The sequence below is a fragment of the Celerinatantimonas sediminis genome (genome assembly GCF_046054195.1).
GTDB lineage: Bacteria > Pseudomonadota > Gammaproteobacteria > Enterobacterales > Celerinatantimonadaceae > Celerinatantimonas.
In genome coordinates this window covers 417365-439851 of the sequence record NZ_JBEQCS010000002.1, presented here as the reverse complement: position 1 = coordinate 439851, position 22487 = coordinate 417365, and the positions used below count along the sequence as shown (strand labels likewise).

Genomic DNA, 22487 nt, shown 5'->3' with positions numbered 1-22487 from the left:
TACTGCTATTAATCCATTAACTGTTTAAGAGCCAGTTCCATACCGCTGAGCTCTGCAAGCCCTTTCATGCGACCAATACATGAATAACCAGGGTTTGTTTGTTTATTTAGGTCATCAAGCATTTGATGGCCATGATCTGGGCGCATTGGAATCAGTCGAGTATCACCGGTTTGATCGCGACGTTTTTCCTCTTTGAGCAGCGCGCTCATGACACCAATCATGTTGACGTCACCTTCTAAATGCGATGCTTCATGGAAGCTTTTCGGATTTTCTTCGCGTTGGGTTGAGCGTAAATGAATAAAGTAGATGCGATCAGAAAATTTATTGATCATATTTACTAAATCATTATCAGCACGCACGCCGTATGAACCGGTACACATGGTAAAGCCATTGCTTAAACTTGGAACCGCTTCAGTTAGCCACTGCATATCTTCGATAGTAGAGACGATGCGCGGCAAGCCTAAAATAGGGCGTGGTGGATCGTCTGGGTGAACGGCCAGTTTCAAACCATATTGTTCACACACAGGCATTAGTTGGGATAAAAAGTCGCGCATGTTTTCGCGAAGCGCCTGTTTATCGATATCTTTATAGCGGTCTAGTTGTTTTTGAAACTCTTCAAGCGTATAGCCTTCTTCTGCGCCCGGTAAACCAGCGATAATATTCGCGGTGAGTTTATCGATGTCCGCTTGGCTCATGTTTTCAAAATAGGTTTTGGCCTGAGCTTGTTCTGATTCGCTGTAATCAGCTTGGGCACCTGGGCGTTTTAAGATATGCATTTCAAATGCAGCGAAAGCAATCTGATCAAAACGCAGAGCACAAGAGCCATCTGGCAGACGGTAAGCCAAATCAGTACGAGTCCAGTCCAGCACTGGCATAAAGTTATAGCAAACGGTATCGATGCCACATTTGGCTAAGTTAACAAGGCTTTGTTTATAGTTATCAATCCAAGTTTGATAGTTGCCTGTATGGGTTTTAATTTCTTCGTGTACCGGGACACTTTCAACCACAGACCAAGTTAAACCTGCTTCTTCTATCAGGGCTTTGCGTTTTTCAATCTCTTCAACGCTCCATACTTCACCATTGGGAATATGGTGCAATGCATTCACGATCCCGGTGGCTCCTGTCTGTTTAATATCGCTTAAAGTTACTGGGTCGTTAGGCCCGTACCAGCGCCATGTATGTTCCATAAAAATCTCTCTGTTGGTTATTTTTTACTGCTGCACTTTTAATGGGGCGGAATCAAACAAGTAGCCGTCAAATTCGGGGTCATTGACATCGGACAGTTCAAATAACCGTTGTTTGACGTTTTCTATATGCTGCCACATCGCTTCTTTGGCTTCCTGCGGGTTCTTCATCTTGATAGCTGTTAAAATTTTCTGATGATCGCCCAGCCATTCTTGTCGATAACTTTGGTTAATAATGTGGCTATGTAATTTCTTCCACATTGGACTATTAACCCGGCGTACCCATAAAGCTTCAAGCATATCTTCAAGAAGACTATTCTGTGTGGCTTTGGCAATGGCTAGATGGAAACTTTTATCGCCATCATAACTACTATCACCACTGGCAAGAGCCTGTTGTTCGCTTATCAGAGCCTGATTCATCGCTTTGATATCGTTTTTGGTGACCTGCAGAGCTGCCAGTTCAGCCAGTTGACTTTCAAATAACTGACGAGCCTGAAGATATTCAAAAGGCCCGATATCATCTGTTTTTGATTGATTGTCTAAACTGTCTTGCTGTTGATCTTGAGGTTCTGGTTTGGCGATAACATAAATTCCTGAACCCTTGCGAATTTCAATTAATTCTTCAAGCTCTAGCATAATCAGAGCTTCACGAACAACCGCCCGATTGACGCCGTATAAGAGCGCTATTTCCCGCTCTGGAGGTAGGCGCTCGCCTACCTCGTAGGTTCCTTGTGCAATTAAGCTGTGCAGTTTCAGACCAATTGTCTGATATTGTCGTTTTGGTTCTTTGGGTAACATATTAACCTGTCTTCTATCCTGTTGGTTTGTGCGAAACCCATACGGACAAAATGGCTGCACAACATACATTAAGAATAATTATTGCTGAGATTGCTCTATTTGGTCAACCAATTTATACAGCTGTGGATCATTTTGTTTAAGTTCTTGGTACATTGGTTGAACTGCCTGTTTAAACGGGGCTTTATCAACTTTGATAAATTTAACACCCATTGAACTTTTTGCTTTGTCGATGGCTTTCTGCGCTTCTTTTGCCCATAAGTCTTTCATTTTTAGCATGGATTCATCCGCCGCTTTTTTCAGTGCTTTTTGATCTTTAGGGGGCAGCTTATTCCACACTTTCGTTGAGATAACTAACACATCTGGAATCATCGCGTGTTGATCCATACTATAGTATTTAGCAACTTCGCCATGACGGCTAATCGTCAATGCCGTTACGTTGTTTTCTGCCGCATCGACAACCCCTTGTTGCAGTGCGGTATAGAGCTCACCAAAGGCTAGTGGGGTTGGATTGCCGCCTAACAGCTGAATCATCCTTACTGCGGTTGGACTTGGCTGAACGCGAATTTTCATGCCTTTCAGATCCGCTGGGCTGTTAATTGGTTTTTTCGCATAAAAACTACGTGAACCTGCATCATAATAAGTAAGCCCGATAAATCCTTGCGCTTTAGATGACTGCAAAATCTGCTGACCAATTTCACTCTGTAGCACTTTATAGAACTGTTCTCGGTTTTTAAACAGATACGGCATACTGAATGCTTTATATTCTTTATCAAATGACTCAAGCTCCGCTGCATTTGATTTAGCCATGGCTAACGCGCCGTTTTGTACCAGTTCTAATGATTCACGCTGAGTGCCCAGTTGAGCATTAGGATAAACGCGAATTTTTAAGTCTCCATCGGAATATTTAGCCGCTTCTTTGGCCATATACAGCATTGCTTTATGCACTGGATGGGTTCGGTTTTGGTTATGACTGAGCTTGAGAGTAATGGCATAGCTGGAGGTTGATAATCCAATGAGTGCTGTCGCTGTGAGCAGTTTAAACATCAGTTTTTGCGTAGTCATACAGGTATCCTATCTTTGTAATTTTTAAGTTCGACCATGGCCTTAGCCATATCATCACTTGTACTAAGCCGACATCCGATTCGGCTAGCCGCGTGAGTATCATCTCTTTTATTGACCGCAAGCAAATGCTATGTAGAAATTGGTTAACCAGTCAACCAATATTATTGTATAGTTGGATCTACAGCTCATTATTGAGAAATCGTTAAACCAATATGAAAGTAATTGTGACTTCAATCACTTAAATCTGTTGAACAATTTCATACCGTCTAGCTCGAAAGAAGTATCTGATTATTTTTTATCAGATTTGGTTAACCTTTTTGGGCGAGTGGGTTGAGATATGTTGAAAGATAGATTAGTCAAAACTGTCGATAAATTGTTGGCATTTTTGACAGTACTCATTTCGTGTTTATTAGTGGTGTGCGTGTGCTGGCAGGTTTTCTCTCGATATGTTTTGGGAACGCCAAGCACGTTTACGGACGAATTAGCACGTTTTCTTTTCATATGGGTTGGCTTAATTGGAGCGGCCTATACCACAGGTAAACAGCGTCATCTGGCGATTGATTTATTAACGATGAAGTTGCAAGGACGGCGTAAAGCTTTTTCGCAATTGGTCATCCAAATTGCTATTGCAGTTTTTTGTGCGCTGGTCATGGTCTATGGCGGTGGTGGTTTAATGCTAAGAACATTGCAGACTGGACAGGTATCTCCTGCTCTGGGAGTTCAGATGGGATATGTCTATCTGGCTATTCCATTTAGTGGCGTCATGATGATTTTTTACAGCATTGTTTTTGGTTACGAAAAACTTCAAGTGTTGTTCGCTCCGGCAAAGAACATTGAAAGTACAAAACATCATTCAAACGTTCTCGATAAAAACTAAAGGTGGCGCTCATGGATTGGCAGGTTATTTTAACATTATTCGGCAGTTTTGCTGTGATGCTGGTGATTGGTATTCCAGTCTCTTATGCAATCGGGTTGTCATCTTTGGCGACAATTTTATTATCTCTTCCACTCGATCCGGCCATTACGGTGGTTTCCCAAAAAATGGCTTCCGGATTAGACAGCTTCTCTTTGCTCGCAATTCCGTTTTTCATTTTGGCTGGCAACATTATGAACCAAGGAGGAATTGCGCTGCGGCTGATTAACTTTGCCAAGGTTTTAGGAGGGCGCTTACCTGGCTCTCTGGCTCATTGCAATGTATTGGCCAATATGATGTTTGGTTCTATTTCTGGCTCGGCAGTTGCGGCAGCTGCTGCTGTGGGCGGCACGATGGCTCCAATTCAGAAAAAGGAAGGCTATGATGAGTCGTTTTCAGCGGCGGTTAATATTGCTTCTTGCCCAACTGGGTTGCTGATCCCACCTAGTAATACATTTATTGTGTATTCACTGGTCTCCGGCGGGACTTCGATTGCTGCGCTGTTTTTAGCCGGCTATCTGCCAGGGATTTTAATGGGTGGCAGTTTGATGCTCATGGCAGGTTACCTCGCCAAACGCCGTGGTTATCCAGTTTCTGAAAAGCCAACCGTTGCGATGTTTATCCATTGCACATTGGATGCTGTGCCTTCGCTGTTTTTAATTTTCATCATTATTGGTGGGATTATTGCTGGGATTTTTACCGCAACAGAAGCATCGGCAGTTGCTGTGGTTTACACCTTAATTTTGGCGGTGGGGATCTATCGGGAAGTGAAAATTTGCGACTTGCCTAAAATTATCCTTGAGTCAGCGGTCACCACTTCAATCGTATTGTTGCTGGTTGGTACCTCGATGGGGATGTCTTGGGCGATGGCTAATGGCGATATCCCATACATGATTAGCGATGCTTTAAATGCAGTTTCGCAAAACCCATTGGTTATTATGTTCATGATTAACATCATCTTGTTAGTTGTGGGCGTCTTTATGGATATGACTCCAGCGCTATTAATCTTTACGCCTATTTTCTTACCAATTGCCAGTGACATTGGTATCGATCCGGTTCACTTTGGCATTATCATGACATTTAACCTATGTATCGGTATCTGTACTCCTCCAGTTGGCAGTGCGCTGTTCATCGGTTGTTCTGTTAGTAAAGTTGCCATTGATAAAGTCATTAAACCGATGTTGCCTTTTTATGCGGTGTTAGTGGTGGCATTGATGTTAGTAACGTTTATACCGCAAATCAGTCTGTTTTTACCGCATGAGTTATTAGGTTATTAATTTCGGGGATTTTTGATGAAAACAATTAAAAACTGGCAGTTGAGCCAACAACAAGATAATCATATTCAACTGGTCTGTGATGGCAAACATGTCATGCACCTGTTCGTGTTAGAAGAAAATATTATTCGAGTCTGGCTGACTAAAAATAATGAAATTCAGATGCCTTCGACTTGGAGTATTGCACCGAATCAGGATGTCCCATTTTCTGGGCGAGACCGGTTTGATTGTGAAGGCTTTTCGCTGCCTGATTTTAGCTGCCAAATGCAGGAAGATACGTTAGTTATTCAAACTAGCTGCCTGCGTTTAAGCGTTCATCAGCCACTTTATCTCAACTGGGAAAGTAAAGATGAGGCAACTGGCCAGTGGCAACCACTATTATGTGATCGCAAAACGAGTGCGTATCAGCTGGGCGTGAGCAGTCATCAAGTGGCTCATTTCGTCAACCGCGAAAAAGATGTTCGCTATTATGGCTTGGGTGAAAAAGCCGGCGAGCTCAACCGCTGTGGCCGTCGCTTTGAAATGCGTAACCTTGATGCGATGGGTTATAGCGCTAAAACGACCGACCCGTTATACAAACATATTCCGTTTTATATTACTCGCACGCCTGCGGGACAAAGTTTCGGATTATTTTACGATAACTTAGCTAGTTGCTGGTTCGATTTAGGCAATGAAAAAGACAATTATCATGCCCAATTCTCCGGCTATCGTGCTGAAGATGGTGAGCTTGATTACTACTTTATATATGGCCCAACCATTGCCAGTGTTACCGAACAATACACTCACATGACTGGTGGAACGGCATTTGGTCCGAAATGGAGTTTGGGTTATAGCGGCTCAACGATGCGTTATACCGATGCTGATAATGCGCAAGAACAGCTCGAAGGTTTTATTGATCATTGCCGCGATTATCAAATTCCATGCGACTCATTTCAATTGTCCTCTGGTTACACTTCCATTGGCGACAAACGTTATGTGTTTAACTGGAACTACGACAAAGTGCCGGACCCTGAAGGCATGTCAGCACATTTTCACAAAGCGCATATGCAATTGGCTGCCAATATTAAGCCATGCCTGCTTAATGACCACCCCATGTACCAGCAGGTAAAAGAGCAGGGGTTGTTTATTCAAGACTCTGAAAGCGATGAGCCGGAACAGTCAATGTTCTGGGATGCGTTTGGCTCGCACCTTGATTTTACCAATCCAGCTACCGTGAGCTGGTGGCAGCAACAGGTGACGCAGCAGCTTTTAGAGAAGGGGATTGATTCAACTTGGAACGATAATAACGAGTTTGAAATTTGGGATAGTGGGGCGCGTTGTTATGGCTTTGGCAAATCGTTGCCGATCGGTTTAATTCGGCCTTTGCTGCCACTTTTAATGATGCGCTCTTCTTATGAAGCGCAGCAGCAGTTTAATCCAAAACTGCGCCCCTATTTGATTTCTCGCTCTGGTTGTCCTGGGATGAACCGCTATGTGCAAACTTGGAGTGGCGATAACTTAACTCACTGGGAATCACTGCGTTATAACATCAAAATGGGACTGGGCATGAGCTTGTCAGGCCTTTATAACATCGGCCATGATGTTGGCGGTTTCGCTGGCGATAAACCAGACCCAGAACTGTTTGCTCGTTGGGTACAAAATGGTGTGATGCACCCGCGCTTTACCATCCATTCTTGGAATGATGATGGCACTGTGAATGAACCTTGGATGTATCCAGAAGTGACTCCGATTATCCGCCGTGCGATTGAGCTGCGATATCGTTTAGCTCCGTACTTTTATAATTTGCTCTGGCGGGCACATCGTTATGATGAACCGATGATCCGTCCGACTTTCTATAATTATGAATTTGATGAACACACTTTTGCTGAAAATGACGACTTTCTGCTGGGCAGCTCTTTGTTAGTGGCCTCTGTGGTTGAGCCAAATCAGCGCCAGCGCAGTGTTTATTTGCCAGCTGATGCCGATGGTTGGTATGACTTTTATACTGGCCAATGGTACAGCGGTGGCCAGAGTATTAGCGTTGCTGCACCGCTTGAAACATTACCGCTTTTAGCTCGCGCCGGCTCGGTCATTGCACAAAGCCCTGAAAGCCACCGATTTGCGAGTGAGTTAGAAAATCGGCGTGTGTTGGCTGTGTTCCCTCACCAAGGATGCGGCCAATCTCAGAGCGAGATATTTGATGATGATGGGCAAAGCTTTGCTTACCAAGATGGCGATTTTCTTGAATTGCACATCGATATGCAAAGTAGCCTCGATAAAATTGAACTTACAATTAAAACTACTGGGCAGTTTAAACCTGCTTACCAATCGATTGAACTGATGTTGCCAGCAGGGGAACATCGCCCTGTTTATATCAACCAATCTCTTTACCATGTTGATGATGCAATCGCGTTGTCATCTCTTCAACAGGAGCTAAATTAATGCAAGAAACCATTGCAAATGCGGAATTACCCGATGGCGTGAAACGCCCAAGTTATGATCGCTCTCAGTTAAAACCTAAATGGGTTCACCTTGGCTTTGGTGCTTTTCACCGTGCCCATCAGGGACTGTTCATGAGTGATTTAGCCAATCAAGAAACTACTGATTGGGGATTATGTGAAATTAACCTGATTGGTGGCGAAGACCAGATTAAAAAGTTGCGCGCTCAAGACCATCTTTACACTGTGGTTGAAAAAGGCGCCCATGAAACGCAAGCTCGCATCAGTGGTTCGGTTTGTGAATCGCTGCACCCATCCCTGGATGGCATTGATGCGGTATTAAATAAATTAGCCAGCGAAGAAGTCGCTATTGTTTCAATGACGATTACTGAAAAAGGTTATTGCGCCGATGCCAGTGGCCATCTTGATCAGAACAATAGTTTGATTGCTCACGATTTAGCAACGCCTGATCAACCTCAATCAGCGATTGGTTATATCGTTAAAGCGCTTAAAATGCGCAAAGATGCTGGTCTCAAACCATTTACTGTGATGTCTTGCGATAACATTCAAGGCAATGGTGAAGTGGTCGCGCAGGTCGTATTGGATTATGCCAAAGTGATTGATGCTGACTTGGCAACTTGGATTGAGAAAAATGTCACTTTCCCATGCACGATGGTCGATCGCATTGTGCCTGCAATGACAGATGATTCATATCAACAAGTGACCGATCTTTTAGATGGCCTCAATGATCCATGTAGCATTGTCTGCGAACCATTTCGTCAGTGGGTGGTAGAAGATCATTTTGTGGCGGGTCGCCCGGCATGGGAAAATGTTGGTGCACAGTTGGTTGAGGATGTGGTGCCATTTGAAGAGATGAAACTTCGAATGCTTAATGGTAGCCACTCATTCTTGGCGTATCTGGGTTATTTAGGCGGTTACGAAACTATTGCCCAAAGCGTTGCGAATGATGATTATCGCAAAGCTGCAAAAGCACTGATGCTGAATGAACAGGTGCCAACACTTAGTGTTCAAAGCGTTGATTTAAATGCCTATGCCGATTCTTTGTTAGAGCGTTTTGAAAACCCGAACCTGCATCATCGGACTTGGCAGATTGCTATGGACGGCAGTAAAAAACTGCCACAACGGATGCTTAAATCTGCTCAATTTCATTTAGCTAAAGGTCAAGCTTTCCCTTGTTTAGCTTTGGCTATCGCAGGTTGGATGCGCTATGTCGCTGGGGTTGATGAAAAAGACCAACCGATTGAAGTGGCAGACCCAATGGCGGCTGAGCTTCGAGCAATTTGCGATAAAGCTGGATTAAATGTCGCGGTTGTCAGCCAATTGCTCAGTGTTGATGCCATCTTCCCGAAAGAGCTCGCGACAAATAAAACGTTTGTGAGCGCAATTGAGATGGCCTATCAGAACTTGCTTGAATTAGGAGCCAAAGGCGCCGTTGCACAATTGGTTAAAGCACTTTAGTTACGCTTAATTAAATCAACAAAGGCTGACCTATTGTCAGCCTTTGTTATGGCTAAGTTTATGATTAAGTAGTTATTTTATTAAAACTGGTAGCCAACTGATATGCCAGAGGTCAGGTTGTTGTCATCTTTAACCACGCCACTGTCAGCAACTTTTGAGCTTAAGTGGGTGTACCCCACTAAAATATTCGCCGAGAGCTGTGGGCTGAAATGTTTGACCAGCGTAAAGTTTATTGTGTGCCCAAAGCCACCACCAGCACTGTGGTAACGAGCAAATCCACTGCGCACGCTCTGAGCTGAGTCAACCCCATAATAGGTTTGTGTGTAGTCATCGGTGCCCATTAACCAGTGTGCGCTTAAGCCTAGGCCCCAAGAATCATCGATAGGCAATCGTCCGGCCAGCGTTGGACCATAGTTCATTCCTTGATCGTGGTTAAGTGCAGTAGTTGCTTCAAAGCTTAGTGTTATGAGTGGATTGAATTGAACGCCTACTCTGCTGGTAGTTATCCAAGCGGAGTCAATGTCTCCCATGCCTTTTAAATCGTCACTACCGCTTCCCCAGGTTTGATCGCTGTCTTTGCGTCCTGCTCGATAGCCGATTGACTGCTCAAAGAAAAACTGGTTGGATAAATCCCAATGGATCCCAAGACCGCGGCGCATATCAAAGAAGAACTGGTTATATTTTGCATTCACAATGGGCACTGCGGTTAGATGATTATCATCCGCACCAGAGTAGCGCGGTGCACTCATAATCCCCACACCGATTTTTAGTCCATTTTCTGGTGCGGCCAAAGCATTCGATAAAGGAATGAGGCTGAGCAAAAGAGATATCCCTAAAGGTCGAAAAAATCGTCTTTTCTGTTTCATGGTCATCCTAATATTCAGTTGATTATTCACTATAGCGTCGTTAGTTTATAATTATTGCGAGGGGCTATTGACCTTTTGTGATTATTTTTACAGCCATCTGCGGCAGGTTCATTTAAACGCATCCTGAACTTTGTCCTGCTTGCTAACTCATTAAGCTATGCAGGCAGCGCCGCGTTCAATATGCGTTGATTTGAACAAAATTAAACCACCAAAGATCAACAGACCTTAATACAGCATACCAATAATAGTTATATGTTCTAAAGAGTTTTTTATAAATAGCTCAATAATGGTAATTTATGTTCAAAGATAGTGTAAAAAGTTATATAACCACTTGTTACGCTAGTGATTGTTCTTAATTTCAAGGAAATTAAACATGGCCCAGCCCCACACGCCGCAGCTTAATGATGAACACTATCATGGTGATGAATGTGAGCATTCTGTGGTCTGCCCTTGTTGTGGATGGGTTAATCCACTGCCCAAGCTCAAAGCTGAACAATCGGCAAGCTGTGGCCGGTGTGGTCATACGCTGGCCCGCAACCATGAGTATTGGCCGCAAAGGATGTTAGCGTTATCCGTGGCTTGTCTGTGTATGTTTTTGGCGTCGCTTAGCTTTCCTTTGATTGGCTTTTCTGCCAAAGGGGTGGTGCAAACCATCACTTTAACCGACTTGGTCACGGTCTTGTTCCACCAGCAATATTTGGCACTAGCCACGATAGGCTTGTTGTTATTGATTGTATTGCCGCTGAGTTTTTTAATCTCGCTGGGGTATTTATCGAGTGGCTGGGTCTTTAAACGGCCGTGGCCATTTACCAAGTGGGCTGCTCACTGGTGCACCGTCGTGCAGCCTTGGTTAATGGTAGATGTCTTTTTAATCGCTCTTTTAGTGTCGCTGATTAAGTTGCATTCTCTTGCCTATATTGAGCTGGGCTCTTCTTTTTGGGCCTATTGTGTTTTTGCTGTTTTATTTGTGAAATTATTAGCATTGTTTGATAACCATCTACTTTGGTCTTATTGCTCTGATGTGAAGGGCAAACATGTTGCAATTTGTGCTGATGAACAGGATTTAGCGATTAAATCTTGTCATCTTTGTGGGTTAAGTTTAGAGAAAGATTGCCAGGTTTGCCCTCGTTGCCATCAGCATTTTAAACAAGCTCGTCATAGCCCATTAGCACAGACTTTGGCGTTGTTATTGGCGGCGGCTCTGATGTATATCCCGGCGAATTATTTTCCGATTATGACGACCACTTTTTTAGGTCAAGCCAAAGATTCAACCATTATGGGCGGTGTTTTATTGCTCTGGCAGATGGGCTCTTATCCGGTAGCGTTGGTAATCCTTATCGCCAGTGTGTTTGTGCCATCGGCAAAAATTTTATCGTTGTTATGGTTGTGCTGGCAGTGTCGAGATATTGATTCATGTTCAGTTCAAACTCGCCAAAAGCTTTATTTATTAACTGAATTTGTGGGCCGTTGGTCGATGATTGATGTGTTTGTAGTTGCATTGCTAGCATCTTTAGTGCAACTTGGCTCGTTGATGAATGTGACGCCGGGACCTGCGGTAATTCCATTTGCCAGTGTTGTGGTTTTAACGATGCTTGCGGCCAAAACATTTGACCCTAAATTGTTGTGGCGCAATGTAGTAGCGAAAGAGGAGCAGGTTCTTGAGTGATTTGAAACCAAAAATTCAGACCACCAAACGGTTACACTTTAATTCGATTTGGCTGGTGCCATTGGTTGCTCTGGTGGTTGCTGGGTGGATGTTGTATCAAAACTGGGCCAGCCAAGGGCCAACTATCGAAATTATTGCGCCCAATGCTGAGGGCATTAGTGCTGGTAAAACCAAAGTTAAAGCGCGCAATGTGGATGTCGGCGAGGTGAGCGATATTCATTTAAGTGATGATTATAATCATGCTGTTATTACTGTGCAGATGAATAGCGGCACGTCACAGATGTTGCGTGATGATACTAAATTTTGGGTAATTAAACCGCGCATTGGTCGAGAAGGCATTAGTGGCCTTGGAACTTTATTATCTGGTGCGTTTATTGAAATGGAACCGGGCCATGGTGATAACGCTCAAAGTCATTTTGAAATGCTCTCGCAACCGCCCTTAACAACCTCTGAAGATAAAGGCATTCGACTGCGTTTAACAAGCTCTGGCTTGTCGAAAATGGATGTTGGAACGCCGGTGCATTTTCATGGGTTTGAAGTGGGTTATATCGAGAAAGTCGGTTTTGATATTAAAACCGGCGATATCACTTATCGGGTCTTTATTCGAGCGCCATATGATGCACTGGTTAATAGTGCGGTACAGTTTTGGCTGACTCCAGGGCTTGCTGTGGAAAGTTCTGCGCGTGGGGTACAAGTGAAGATGGACTCGCTAGAGACACTCATCTCTGGTGGCATCAGCTTTGGGGTAACTAAAGGTTCAGCGGGAGAAGCCGTTGCTGATTTTACTCAGTTCCATCTTTATGGCTCGCGCGATCAAGCTGAAAACCATCGCTACGATAAATTTATTCGTTACGTGTTCTTATTTAATTCCAATATCAGCGGATTAGAAGAGGGCGCGCCGGTTGAATTTCGTGGCATTCGCATTGGAACGGTTACTCAGGTTCCTTTTCATGGTAGTTCGATTGAAAAACTCGATGCTCTTAAACATCCAGCGATTCCAGTGTTAGCACGCATTGAACCGCAGCGTATTGATGCCGATTTTGATCAAGGCAAAATGACGTTAAAAAGCTGGAAAGAACTGCTTGCTAAGCATATTAATCAGGGACTTCGGGCATCATTAGAAACCAGTAATTTATTAACTGGCGCTAAAGTGATTGATCTTGATTTTGTAGCCAATCCTAAGCCGACCCAGATGCACCAATTTTCTGGTTATCCATCATTTCCAACCGTTGCTGGTAAATTTGATCAGATGGAAAATAAATTGGCTATGGTGCTCGATCATTTAGCCAGTGCCCCTGTCGGTGCCACATTCGTGCAGCTGCAACAGACGATTGAGCAGGCTAAGCAGACATTTGTTAGCATGAATAAGACAAGTGCGCAGTTAAATGAACTGATTAAAGATGCTAATTCACAACAGTTACCGGATAAACTCAAACAGACTCTAATTCAGATCAATCAGACGTTAGCTGATTATCAGCGTCAGGGTGAAGTGGGGCAGTCGGTTGCGAAAAACTTGCAGTCATTACAACAGGCTTTAAATGAATTGCAGCCTTTGTTGCGCCAACTACGAGCCCAGCCAAATTCGCTTATTTTTAACCATCCGGCACCGGGAGATAAGCAACCTCCTGCAGGCGTAAAAACAGGAGTTAGCAATGAATAAAAAGATAGGTTTGGCCATCGCTTTTATGCTGCTTGCTCTGGTGGGTTGCAGCAGTTCTAAACAGGTTGTGATGCATCAATATTTGTTGCCGGAACTGCCCGTTGTGGATGGTTACGCCAAAGCAAAACAACCGTTAGCGTTAACGCTTGAGCCGATTCGACTCCCTGCCTATTTAGATTCCACACGGATGACGATGGTTGATGCCGATGGTGGAGTCTATCAAGCTAGTCATCATTTGTGGGCTGAAGATTTAAGCTCACAAATGCAGCGACTGGGCAAGCTGCGCCTTAAGCAGAGACTGCCCCAGATTCAATGGGTCGATAGTGGTTATCGCTTGATTATTCATGCCGATACTTTTAGCGCTGACAGCCAAGGTATTGCGCATCTCAAAGGATATTGGCAATTGCTTGATAGCGAGCGCAAGCCAGTTTTAAGCGGCTCCTTTGCTAAAAAACAGCCACTGACCCAATCGGGCTATTTAGCCATGAGCCAGGCTTTAAGTGATTTGTGGGGGCAAACGATTGATAACATTGCCCAGCAATTAGCTAATTCCCAACCGCCATTTTAATTGGTTTAAAAGGTGACTCTAGATTGGGAACCATTGATTGTTTACGCAGACCTCTAAACTCTTTAGGGGTTTGCTGAAAGTTCTTTTTAAATACCGCGTACATATATTGCAGTGATGGATAGCCACAATAGTGAGAAATCTGGGCAATGGGTAACTCGGTTGCTCGCAACAGTTCACAAGCCTGTTCTAATTTAAAGTAGTGGATCTCTTGGTGAATGGAATGGTTGCGTTCGATTTTAAAGCGAGCTTCTAAATTGGAGCGAGAAACCCCCACGTAATCAAGAACCTGCTCTACTTTTATGCCCTGACACGCGTGGCGACGAATAAAATGCATTGCCTGAATCACATAGGGGTCGTGCAGCGCATGAAAATCACTGCTTTGACGTGGATGTATTTGTACCGGTGGAATTAATAACCGCGGTGTTGCGTTGGCAGGCAGTTGCTCGGTGAGCAGTTGGTCGAGAATTTGTGCAGCCTGATACCCCATCTGCTGACATCCTTGCTCAATCGAACTCAGTGAAGTTCGAGTCAGATATCGAGCTACTTCTTCGTTATCAATACCAACGACGGCAATACGCTCTGGCACCATAAATCCTAATTGCTCACACGCTTGTAAAAGGTATCTGGCGCGGGAGTCGGTTACGGCAATAATGCCTACCGGTTGCGGCAAACTTTGCAGCCAGTCACACAGACTTTGCTGCGCCTGCTGCCAATTTTCTGAGCTGGTTAAATGGCCATGAAAAACATCGCAGGCAAACCCCTCATTATGAGTGAGCTGGCGAAAAGCTATTTCGCGCTGTTCTGACCAACGATAACGCGGATCGCGAGGCAACCCATAAAAAGCAAAATGCGTCAGCCCTAAAGATTTTAGATGATCAAACGCCAGTTTCATCACCTGATAGTTGTCGGTCGCAACATAGGGAATTTGTGGATAAAGCGCCGGATCGTTATATGAGCCGCCAACGCCAACGACCGGTAATTGCAGCTGATTGAGTTTATATTCGATGTTTGGATCATCTAAATCAGCAATTACGCCGTCCCCATGCCATTGGCCAAGGCTTGCTTGTTGGGTGCGAAAATCATCTTCGATAAAAAGATCCCAATTACACTGTGTGGTGTTTAGGTAACGGCCAACACCTTCGATGACTTGGCGGTCATAGGTTTTGTTGGCATTAAAAAGCAGGCGAATATAACGTCTTGGTTTCACAGTATATTTCCGTTCTCGAAAATGTCTTAAATAGATTGTACGGAAGATTTTGTGATAGTGCTGTGAACTGTTCCACACAGAGTTCACAAAAACTAAAATTGATAATAGTGAATAAAAAAATCGTAATTGCGATTGCGCGTTACTGTGTCCACCATCAACTAATAACCATAGATATGAAGGAGTAACCCATGTATCTGGGGATTGATTTGGGAACATCCGCAGTAAAAGTGATTGTTATCGATGACAATGGCCAGTTACTGGCGCAACAAAGTGCTGCGCTAAGTGTGCAGAATCCACAGCCATTATTTAGCGAGCAAGATCCTCATCAGTGGTGGCAGGCAACGGATCAGGCTATTCGCGCTCTCAGTGATAAGGTTGAGCTAGGCGCTGTTGATGGCATTGGTTTATCTGGACAAATGCATGGTGCGACTTTATTAGATAGCTCTGGGAATGTGCTACGTCCTGCTATTTTATGGAACGATGGCCGCAGTGCCTTGCAATGTCGCCAGCTTGAAGCTGAAGTTCCTGATAGCCGGATTCGTACCGGTAATTTGATGATGCCAGGTTTTACTGCCTCAAAATTACTGTGGGTACGCCAGCATGAACCGGAAATTTTTAAGCAGGTTGCGAAGGTTTTACTGCCCAAAGATTACCTGCGTTATAAAATGACAGGGCAATTTGCCAGTGATATGTCTGATGCTGCCGGAACCATGTGGCTCAATCTAAAAAATAGGGATTGGGATGATACGTTGTTAGCTGCGACAGGTTTAACTCGTGAGCAGATGCCAAAACTTTACGAAGGCCCCGAGGTTACGGGGACGCTGCGTGAAGAGATTGCCAAGGCTTGGGGAATGAAGGCTGTGCCCGTGGTGGCCGGTGGTGGTGATAATGCCGCCGGTGCATTAGGTGTTGGGATTACCAAACCTGGCCAGGCGATGTTGTCGCTTGGAACATCTGGCGTTTACTTTGCTGTCACTGATGGCGTTTATAGCAATCCAGAAGCCGCTTTACATAGCTTTTGTCACGCCTTGCCCAATCGTTGGCATTTAATGTCAGTGATTTTAAGTGCGGCATCTTGTTTGGATTGGGTGGCAAAAATTACCCATTACAGCGATGTTGCAACTATGCTCGGTGAGCTTGAGCAATCCTCGCCTGAATCGCAACAGGTGGTTTTCTTACCCTATTTAAGTGGCGAGCGCACGCCACACAATAATCCTAATGCAACGGGTGTCTTTTTTGGATTGACGCATCAAACTGACCGATTATCTTTGGTTCAAGCTGTGCTAGAAGGTGTTTCTTTTGCAATGGCCGATGGTATTGAGGCCATGCATGAAAGCGGCTATCAAAGCGATGAAATCACCTTGATTGGTGGAGGGGCTAAAAGTGCTTATTGGCGGCAGTTACTCGCTGATGTGTTGAACTTGCCGCTGACCTATCGCGCTGGTGGAGATATTGGTCCGGCACTTGGCGCAGCTCGCCTGGCAATGCTCGGCTGTAAAGCTGGTGCATCGCTTGACAAGTGCTGTCCTAAACCTGAATTGCTAGCGACATACACGCCTAATCTAAGTCATCATCAGCAGCTCAACGAGCGTCGTAAAACTTTTAAAGCGCTATATCCAGCTGTTAAAGAATTGTTTTAAATCGTCTTTCTATGACCCTTTGGGCTGCTCTTGCAGCCCTTTTTTATTTTTATTTTTCAGTCTATTACGATTGATTTTAAGCAGATGTGAGTCAATGTTGGCCTTTTGTCACATTTGTGAAATCACGTAATAGCCATGTGGATTATCGTAATTTTTATTCTTCAGGCCCGCACTAAGATCAAATGGATCATTAGTCCATGGAGAACGATATGAAACAAATTAACGTGCTCAGACTGACTCTTGTCGTAGCGCTCGGCGGTTTGTTGTTTGGATATGATACCGCAGTGATTTCTGGCGCAACGCAGGCGTTGCAAGTCTATTTTTCGCTGTCTCCGGCGCAATGGGGATTCGCCGCAGCTTCGGCATTAATTGGTTGTGTGCTCGGAGCTGCCGTGGCCGGGGTTTTAAGTAGTCGCTATGGGCGCCGAGGGGCGTTGATTATAGCGGCGGTACTATTTTTAATTTCCGCAGTGGGGTCTGCCATTGCCGGGAGCGATGCAGTTTTTATTATTTATCGCATTATCGGCGGCGTCGGTGTTGGGATTGCATCAATGGTTTCGCCGATGTATATCGCTGAGATTTCACCCGCTGAAAAACGTGGTGGCTTAGTTGCTTGTAACCAGTTTGCCATTATTTTTGGAATGCTGGTGGTCTATTTTGTCAATTATGGCATTGCGCTGATGGGGCCTGAAAGCTGGCTGAATCAGATTGGTTGGCGTTATATGTTTGGCTCAGAAACCATTCCTGCTGCATTATTTTTAGTCTTGCTGTTTAGTGTTCCAGAAACCCCGCGTTGGCTGGCGATGCAAGGCCGTGACGACGAAGCAAGACAGCTTCTAAAAGGGTTAAATCCGGCTCTGAGCATTGAACCATTATGGGATGACATCAAAGCATCTTTACACCATAAATCAGTGAGTATCAAAGAGCAGGGGCTTACTGGACTTTTAATCATCGGTATTTTACTGAGTGTGTTTCAGCAGGTGACGGGGATTAACGTCTTCTTATATTACGCCCCAACCATTTTAAAAGGCTTTAGTAATTCATCGATTGATATCGCTCTGTTGCAGACGGTCTTAGTCGGCGTTGTGAATTTAAGCTTTACCGTGCTGGCAATTCTTACCGTTGATAAATTTGGTCGTCGTCCGCTGATGATGGTAGGGGCTGCCATTATGTCGGTTAGTATTATCGTCATCGGCACGGCTGCTTACCTTAACGCTATTGGTGGTTATTTACTGATTTTCGTTTTGGCTTACATTGCTGCGTTTGCATTGTCTTTGGGGCCCGTTACTTGGGTTTTACTGGCTGAAATATTTCCTAATAACGTCCGCTCTAAAGCGCTATCGATTGCCGTATTAGCGCAGTGGCTTGCCAACTTCTTAGTCTCGCAGACATTCCCAATGATGAACGCTAAATCAAGCTGGATCTATCAGCAATTTAATGGCGGCTTCCCATTCTGGTTGTATGGCATTTTAGGGTTTGTCACCGTTTACTTCATCTATCGATTTGTTCCCGAAACCAAAGGTCGTTCACTTGAACAGCTTGAAGCACTTTGGCATCGCAAAGAACAACCATCCCAGGGCGCATCTGAGCATCATCATCCAATAGCGCATTGATGAGTCAGCTCTTCGTGTGAACTTTGTGAGCCAGCGCGCGAAGACGAAATATCGCAATGAAGTTATGAAATATCGTCATTGCTCAGAATTGCAGTTTTTTTTCAAAATGAATCAACCAAGTATTGTGAGGTAATTCAGATGAGTGATTTTTTTAAAGGTATCGAAGCGATTAAATATGAGGGCGTCGAAAGCTCTAACCCGTTAGCATTTCGTTATTACCAACCAGAACGGCAAATCCTAGGTAAATCGATGCGCGATCATCTGCGTTTTGCAGTTTGCTATTGGCACACTTTTGCCTGGCCAGGGACTGATATGTTTGGGGCTCCATCATTTGAGCGCCCTTGGCAGCAACCCGGTAATGAACTGGAATTAGCACAGCTTAAAGCGGATGTCGCATTTGAGTTTTTCCAAAAACTAGGGGCTCCTTTTTATTGTTTTCATGATGTTGATGTGGCGCCTCAAGGTGCGAACATCAAAGAGTTTAACCATAATTTCCACCAGATGGTTGAAACGCTAGCCGCTAAACAGCAGCAAACTGGGGTGAAATTATTATGGGGGACAGCGAATGTCTTTACCCATCGACGCTTTATGCATGGCGCCGGTTCAAACCCAGATCCACAAGTTTTTGCTTATGCTGCAATGCAAATTTTTAATGCCATGAATGCCACCTTAGAATTAGGTGGGCAAAACTATGTGCTGTGGGGCGGACGAGAAGGGTATGAAACGCTTCTTAATACTGACCTTAAAAAAGAACGCGAGCAGCTTGGTCGATTGATGCAGATGGTTGTTGAGCACAAACATAAAATTGGCTTTAAAGGTACAATTTTAATTGAGCCAAAACCTCAAGAACCAACTAAACACCAATATGATTATGATGTTGCGACGGTTTATGGATTCCTAAAACAGTTTGGTTTAGAAAACGAAATCAAAGTGAATATTGAAGCTAACCATGCCACTTTAGCAGGTCATACCTTCCAGCACGAAGTTGCAACTGCCAATGCGCTAGGCATTATGGGGTCTATTGATGCCAACCGCGGCGACCCACAATCTGGCTGGGATACGGATCAATTCCCCAATAGTGTCGAAGAAAATACATTAATGATGTATGAACTACTGAAAAATGGTGGTTTTACCACTGGTGGTTTGAACTTTGATGCGAAAGTTCGTCGGCCTTCCATTGCACCAGAAGATCTCTTTTACGGGCATATTGGTGGCATGGATACAATGGCTTTGGCGCTGTTAAAAGCTGCTGCATTGTTTGAAAAACAAGAGTTAAGCCAGTGCGTTGAAAAACGCTATGCCGGGTGGAATTCTCAGTTGGGGCAGAAAATTTTAAGCTCAAACTGCTCTTTATCTGATTTGGCTGATTATGCGTTAAATAACAATTTAGACCCGCAGCCTGCATCGGGTCAGCAGGAATATCTGGAAAATCTGGTGAATCGTACGATTTACAACCAGTAATTCAGCTAATAATTTTTGAGTGTAACAAGCGCCACCAGAGCGGTGGCGCTTATTCTATTAATAGCTCCAGTGAAGATTAACCGAAGCATTGCGAGGGGCCCCATAAAAGCTTTGGGAGGCGTACAAGCTGGTTAGATATTTCTCATCAAAGATATTGTTAACGTTCAAGGACACACGGGTTTGTTTATTAATCTGATAACTGGCCATCCAGTTGGTCACGGCATAAGCGCTTTGTGTTGAGATAATGGTATCTCCGCCATCAGTTGTTCCTTGATTTCGATAGGTTTTACTTTGCCAACGCACATTCAAACCAGTTTTTAGCCCATGGACCCAAGGGATATCAATGACGCTGCCGAGCATGAGTGTTTCGCGCGGAACATATGTCAGAGCGGCTTCATGGTCGTTATCTTGTAAATGGAACATGTGCGTATAAGCTGCGTTTACTTGCCAACCACGCATCAAGCGGCCGGATAAAGTGGCTTCAAAACCAGTACTTTCAATATCGACGCCTTGGTACACCGTGGCTCCGATGCTCTGATCGAACCCGGCTGATTCAGCAGTGTTATTCTGCTGCGTTTTAAATAGTGACACGCTCGCATTTAAACTGTTCTCTCGCCATGCACCTTTCCAGCCCATTTCGTAGCTTTTGCCAGTGATAGGGTCAAGCACCTGCATATTTGCGTCAATTTTGTATTGAGGATTGAAAATATCGGTATAGCTGGCATACAAGGTGTGGTGATCATTGATGTCATACATGACGCCAATGTAGGGCGAGATATGATTGCGGTCATATTGGTGAGCTACGCCGTACTGGTCGCCATCACTTTGTAAATTAGAGAAGTTTGCACCGAGTAATAGTGAGAAATTCGCAGGTAGAGTTAGCTTGGTCGAGGCAAATAAACTGCGACGGTAAACAGAAAAATGTGCGTCGTTACTCGTAGTGTCTTGCCAATCCGGCTCTGGAAAGTCACCATCGAAATCACGAATGTCACCGACACTTATCCCAATGTCATCATAAATAGATGCTAAGTGACTGCGGCTTCGCGACCAGTTGATGCCAATACTGGCTTGATGGGTGAAACCGGCTAAGTCAAATGTACCCGTTAGTTTAGAGCTAAGCATCAATTGGCGCTCTTGATGGTTGTAAATCGATGGATAACTGTTAACCCCAAGACCTGTGTCAGGGTCTGGATGGCCTGTGACATAGAACAATTTAGCATCACTACTCATTTTACGATAAGTGAGCGTGGTTAAACTTTCCCAGTTGGGATTGAGCTGATAGCTTAGCTCAGCAAACGATTGTTTATCATTGGTATTCCAGTAAGACCAATCAGTAGCGGTACTCGCTGAGCGATCCCAATCGATTGCTTGCCCATTGGTATAATAAAGCGGCAATGCTCCCCACATGGTTCCCATGGGGCGGTTGTGTTGTTCTAAATGGCCTAAGGTAAGCGTAATATCATCGCTGAGATCCCCGGCAATGATGGCGGAATAAGCATTTTTACGCAGCGAATAGCGGTCTAAATAAGAGTCGCCATCTTGAAAAGCACCAATTAAACGGCCTCGCCAGTTCCCCGATTGGGTTAATGGTCCTGATACGTCAACTACTGCTCGTTTGGTATTCCATGAACCATAGCGCAAATCAACACTAGCGTGTGGGTCGCGAGTTGGGCGTTTGCGTACAAAATTGACGGTGGCAGATGGATTCCCTGGGTTTGAGGTTAAGCCATTTGCTCCTTTTATAACATCAATATGGTCATAGAGTGCCGTGTCAATATCCCCCATCTGATCGCCTGTGGCAAATGGCATACCGACACCATCAATTTGAAAATTGCTAATTTCAAAGCCCCGTGAAATGTAATAGTTCCGGTCTGTTTCAACTCGTAAAACTGTAACGCCACCACCTTGCTCAAGCATGTCCGTGGTGCTGGTGAGCTGAAAGTCATCCATTTGTGCTTGGCTAATCGTCGTTAACGTTTGCGGTGTATGCCGAGGTGATAACGACAATCCGGTCGCTGTGTTACTACGCGCCAGAGAATAGTCATCAGAGCCTTCACTCATTGGATTTGAGCTCTGCGCTGTTACCTCAACCTGATTTAGAGTTACTTGTGATGTGTTATCAGCGGCAAATATCGAGCTGACAGGTAATAATGTTGCTAGCGAAATGCAGTGGATCCATGGCATTCGAAGGCGGTTTAATGAATAAAACATAATCGTCTCACAATGTCCTTGTTACGAGGTTTAGAAAGTTAGCTTGTGTTTGGTAACGTAAAGATATGTAAAGAGGTAGTTTGCATAAATGTTAATAAAAATGCAAATGAAAATTATTATCATTTAATTTTTTGAGTGATGGGATAAATTTTGACGTCGTTTAAACTAGGAACTGTTGGTAGGTAATAATAAAAAGTAGGGGTATTACTAAATAATGGTGGAGCTGGGGGAGTTGAACCCGCCACGATTCATCTATAACCAATTAATTTTTTATAGTTTTTATTTTTGAACTGTGCTTTTCGTGACGTCAATGTGCCATTTTGAGTTACTGTTTTGGGTAGGCAAAACTCAAATGAGATAAACAGCATTTCCCAAGCTATTCAGATACTGATCATGGGATTAGTTCCTATCATCATCGACAGGTTATTTTCATAGTGGTATAGATCGGATTGTTGAGCCAAAGAACCA

16 protein-coding genes are annotated in these 22487 nt (G+C 44.3%); 10 read left to right on the top strand and 6 right to left on the bottom strand.

Annotated features, from left to right (window positions below; all coding sequences use genetic code 11):
- Nucleotides 1-8: 8 nt before the first annotated feature.
- The 3 genes from uxuA to ABTQ23_RS04545 all read right to left on the bottom strand — a co-directional run bounded on the left by uxuA (nt 9) and on the right by ABTQ23_RS04545 (nt 3044).
- Nucleotides 9-1187 carry a mannonate dehydratase gene (gene uxuA / locus ABTQ23_RS04555; RefSeq protein WP_408614446.1) on the bottom strand — a complete coding sequence of 393 codons (1179 nt, stop codon included), beginning with the start codon at nt 1185-1187 and terminating at the stop codon, nt 9-11.
- Nucleotides 1188-1211: 24 nt separating this feature from the next.
- Nucleotides 1212-1982, bottom strand: a complete 771-nt coding sequence (locus ABTQ23_RS04550; protein WP_408614445.1) for an FCD domain-containing protein — start codon at nt 1980-1982, stop codon at nt 1212-1214.
- A 78-nt stretch (nt 1983-2060) separates the two neighbouring features.
- The gene (locus tag ABTQ23_RS04545; protein WP_408614444.1) at nt 2061-3044 is read right to left on the bottom strand and encodes a TRAP transporter substrate-binding protein; all 984 of its coding nucleotides are present in this window, start codon (nt 3042-3044) and stop codon (nt 2061-2063) included.
- Between the two features lie 337 nt (nt 3045-3381).
- On the opposite strand from ABTQ23_RS04545, the gene ABTQ23_RS04540 reads away from it, so the two are divergent.
- The 4 genes from ABTQ23_RS04540 to ABTQ23_RS04525 are packed head-to-tail and all read left to right on the top strand — an operon-like array spanning nt 3382 to nt 9127.
- Nucleotides 3382-3921 carry a TRAP transporter small permease gene (locus ABTQ23_RS04540; protein WP_408614443.1) on the top strand — a complete coding sequence of 180 codons (540 nt, stop codon included), beginning with the start codon at nt 3382-3384 and terminating at the stop codon, nt 3919-3921.
- 11 nt (nt 3922-3932) lie between these two features.
- On the top strand, nt 3933-5234 hold the full coding sequence (locus ABTQ23_RS04535) for a TRAP transporter large permease (protein WP_408614442.1): 1302 nt from the start codon (nt 3933-3935) through the stop codon (nt 5232-5234).
- Nucleotides 5235-5249: 15 nt separating this feature from the next.
- Nucleotides 5250-7652, top strand: coding sequence for a glycoside hydrolase family 31 protein (locus tag ABTQ23_RS04530; protein ID WP_408614441.1), 2403 nt, complete (start codon nt 5250-5252; stop codon nt 7650-7652).
- Nucleotides 7652-9127 carry a mannitol dehydrogenase family protein gene (locus ABTQ23_RS04525; RefSeq protein ID WP_408614440.1) on the top strand — a complete coding sequence of 492 codons (1476 nt, stop codon included), beginning with the start codon at nt 7652-7654 and terminating at the stop codon, nt 9125-9127. The genes ABTQ23_RS04530 and ABTQ23_RS04525 overlap by 1 nt, the downstream gene beginning before the upstream one ends.
- 80 nt (nt 9128-9207) lie before the next feature.
- Here the strand turns inward: ABTQ23_RS04525 and ABTQ23_RS04520 are convergent, their stop codons facing one another.
- The gene (locus ABTQ23_RS04520) at nt 9208-9993 is read right to left on the bottom strand and encodes a MipA/OmpV family protein (protein WP_408614439.1); all 786 of its coding nucleotides are present in this window, start codon (nt 9991-9993) and stop codon (nt 9208-9210) included.
- Nucleotides 9994-10366: 373 nt separating this feature from the next.
- On the opposite strand from ABTQ23_RS04520, the gene ABTQ23_RS04515 reads away from it, so the two are divergent.
- From ABTQ23_RS04515 to ABTQ23_RS04505, 3 genes are read left to right on the top strand one after another with little or no spacing between them, the layout of a single operon-like run.
- On the top strand, nt 10367-11659 hold the full coding sequence (locus tag ABTQ23_RS04515; RefSeq protein WP_408614438.1) for a PqiA/YebS family transporter subunit: 1293 nt from the start codon (nt 10367-10369) through the stop codon (nt 11657-11659).
- Nucleotides 11652-13319 carry an intermembrane transport protein PqiB gene (pqiB, locus tag ABTQ23_RS04510; RefSeq protein WP_408614437.1) on the top strand — a complete coding sequence of 556 codons (1668 nt, stop codon included), beginning with the start codon at nt 11652-11654 and terminating at the stop codon, nt 13317-13319. Before ABTQ23_RS04515 ends, pqiB begins: the two co-directional genes overlap by 8 nt.
- The gene (locus tag ABTQ23_RS04505) at nt 13312-13887 is read left to right on the top strand and encodes a PqiC family protein (RefSeq protein WP_408614436.1); all 576 of its coding nucleotides are present in this window, start codon (nt 13312-13314) and stop codon (nt 13885-13887) included. The genes pqiB and ABTQ23_RS04505 overlap by 8 nt, the downstream gene beginning before the upstream one ends.
- Here the strand turns inward: ABTQ23_RS04505 and ABTQ23_RS04500 are convergent.
- A complete protein-coding gene (locus ABTQ23_RS04500; RefSeq protein ID WP_408614435.1) occupies nt 13865-15094 on the bottom strand; it encodes a XylR family transcriptional regulator in 1230 nt (409 codons plus the stop codon). The genes ABTQ23_RS04505 and ABTQ23_RS04500 overlap by 23 nt on opposite strands.
- 188 nt (nt 15095-15282) lie before the next feature.
- Here ABTQ23_RS04500 and xylB point away from each other — a divergent pair, with 188 nt between their 5' ends.
- The 3 genes from xylB (at nt 15283) to xylA (ending at nt 19808) form a co-directional block, all read left to right on the top strand.
- Entirely contained in the window at nt 15283-16734 is a 1452-nt protein-coding gene (gene xylB / locus ABTQ23_RS04495) for a xylulokinase (protein ID WP_408614434.1), read from the top strand.
- Nucleotides 16735-16931: 197 nt separating this feature from the next.
- Nucleotides 16932-18347, top strand: a complete 1416-nt coding sequence (locus ABTQ23_RS04490) for a sugar porter family MFS transporter (RefSeq protein WP_408614433.1) — start codon at nt 16932-16934, stop codon at nt 18345-18347.
- Nucleotides 18348-18485: 138 nt separating this feature from the next.
- Nucleotides 18486-19808 carry a xylose isomerase gene (gene xylA / locus ABTQ23_RS04485; protein ID WP_408614432.1) on the top strand — a complete coding sequence of 441 codons (1323 nt, stop codon included), beginning with the start codon at nt 18486-18488 and terminating at the stop codon, nt 19806-19808.
- Between the two features lie 57 nt (nt 19809-19865).
- Here xylA and ABTQ23_RS04480 read toward each other — a convergent pair whose 3' ends face one another.
- The gene (locus ABTQ23_RS04480) at nt 19866-22019 is read right to left on the bottom strand and encodes a TonB-dependent siderophore receptor (protein WP_408614431.1); all 2154 of its coding nucleotides are present in this window, start codon (nt 22017-22019) and stop codon (nt 19866-19868) included.
- Between the last annotated feature and the right edge of the window lie 468 nt (nt 22020-22487).

What these genes read in the sequence shown, in the direction of transcription:
- ABTQ23_RS04540 (WP_408614443.1), top strand. Translation starts at nt 3,382, where the DNA reads ATGTTGAAAGATAGATTAGTCAAAACTGTCGATAAATTGTTGGCATTT.
- xylA (WP_408614432.1), top strand. Translation starts at nt 18,486, where the DNA reads ATGAGTGATTTTTTTAAAGGTATCGAAGCGATTAAATATGAGGGCGTC.
- ABTQ23_RS04525 (WP_408614440.1), top strand. Translation starts at nt 7,652, where the DNA reads ATGCAAGAAACCATTGCAAATGCGGAATTACCCGATGGCGTGAAACGC.
- ABTQ23_RS04505 (WP_408614436.1), top strand. Translation starts at nt 13,312, where the DNA reads ATGAATAAAAAGATAGGTTTGGCCATCGCTTTTATGCTGCTTGCTCTG.
- ABTQ23_RS04520 (WP_408614439.1), bottom strand. Translation starts at nt 9,993, where the DNA reads ATGAAACAGAAAAGACGATTTTTTCGACCTTTAGGGATATCTCTTTTG.
- xylB (WP_408614434.1), top strand. Translation starts at nt 15,283, where the DNA reads ATGTATCTGGGGATTGATTTGGGAACATCCGCAGTAAAAGTGATTGTT.
- uxuA (WP_408614446.1), bottom strand. Translation starts at nt 1,187, where the DNA reads ATGGAACATACATGGCGCTGGTACGGGCCTAACGACCCAGTAACTTTA.
- ABTQ23_RS04530 (WP_408614441.1), top strand. Translation starts at nt 5,250, where the DNA reads ATGAAAACAATTAAAAACTGGCAGTTGAGCCAACAACAAGATAATCAT.
- ABTQ23_RS04480 (WP_408614431.1), bottom strand. Translation starts at nt 22,019, where the DNA reads ATGTTTTATTCATTAAACCGCCTTCGAATGCCATGGATCCACTGCATT.
- ABTQ23_RS04490 (WP_408614433.1), top strand. Translation starts at nt 16,932, where the DNA reads ATGGAGAACGATATGAAACAAATTAACGTGCTCAGACTGACTCTTGTC.
- ABTQ23_RS04535 (WP_408614442.1), top strand. Translation starts at nt 3,933, where the DNA reads ATGGATTGGCAGGTTATTTTAACATTATTCGGCAGTTTTGCTGTGATG.
- ABTQ23_RS04550 (WP_408614445.1), bottom strand. Translation starts at nt 1,982, where the DNA reads ATGTTACCCAAAGAACCAAAACGACAATATCAGACAATTGGTCTGAAA.
- ABTQ23_RS04545 (WP_408614444.1), bottom strand. Translation starts at nt 3,044, where the DNA reads ATGACTACGCAAAAACTGATGTTTAAACTGCTCACAGCGACAGCACTC.
- ABTQ23_RS04515 (WP_408614438.1), top strand. Translation starts at nt 10,367, where the DNA reads ATGGCCCAGCCCCACACGCCGCAGCTTAATGATGAACACTATCATGGT.